Source organism: Psychrobacillus vulpis (assembly GCF_006861825.1).
Taxonomy (GTDB): domain Bacteria; phylum Bacillota; class Bacilli; order Bacillales_A; family Planococcaceae; genus Psychrobacillus; species Psychrobacillus vulpis.
In genome coordinates this window covers 1-843 of sequence record NZ_VDGI01000067.1, presented here as the reverse complement: position 1 = coordinate 843, position 843 = coordinate 1, and the positions used below count along the sequence as shown (strand labels likewise).

1 protein-coding gene is annotated in these 843 nt (G+C 36.8%); it reads left to right on the top strand.

The features are described 5' to 3' along the window. Nucleotides 1–180 precede the first annotated feature (180 nt). Complete coding sequence (locus tag FG384_RS19590; RefSeq protein WP_142644353.1) at nucleotides 181–612, top strand: GNAT family N-acetyltransferase; 432 nt, start codon at nucleotides 181–183, stop codon at nucleotides 610–612. The last annotated feature ends 231 nt before the right edge of the window (nucleotides 613–843 follow it).

Sequence of the window (843 nt, the reverse complement as noted above, 5' to 3'; positions counted from 1 at the left end):
AGCTATATTTTGTGAATGATGACTAGGAGGAGCCGTGTGCGTAAATAGCGCAAGCACGGTTCTGTGAGGGGGGTGGAACACAATCTACCGAAAGGTAGAGAGGTTCCCTTCTACTCGACTAGTTGAAGAAGGGAGATGCTATAATTGGAAAAGGCTTGGTTATATGAGAGGGGATTATTTATGGAAATACGAAAATATAAATCTTCAGACATTGTAGAGTTTACAGAATTAATGACAGATTTAGGCTATCCTTCATCGTTAGATGAAATGAAGCTAAGAATGGAACGTATTGAATCAAATCCGAATTATTTTACATTCGTAGCAACTATAAATAAAACTGTTGTTGGGATGATTGGAGTAACATTTCATAATACTTATACTAATAATAGTGTGAAAACACAAATAACCTCACTTGTTACCAAGAAAGAATTTCGTGGACATGGAATAGCAAAAAAATTAGTTCGATATGTTGAAGAATGGGCAATTAGTGAAGTAGGATCAGATTTTGTATATCTTTTAAGCGGAATAAGTGAAAAACGTATTACAGCACATGATTTATATAAGTATCTTGGATATGAAATAACGGGATACAGATTTGTGAAACATTTATAGAGGAATGGGAAAACAAATACTATCGGTGAAGGTCTTAAAGGGTACATATTACCATAAAAGTACAGTCGTATTATTAGATTGTGAAAAAGTGTACTTAAACTAAAGGGGCAGGTGTGCGGCCGAGCCTAGGTCGTATCATATAGCGGGTGGGATTCCCGTCGAGAAAGAACTAGCCATTCACTCGTAGCGAGTCTTGGAGGGCTAATGGTAACATTAGCCTTTAAGCGTAGA

Coding starts and splice junctions, on each gene's coding strand:
- FG384_RS19590 (WP_142644353.1), top strand. CDS start 181: ATGGAAATACGAAAATATAAATCTTCAGACATTGTAGAGTTTACAGAA.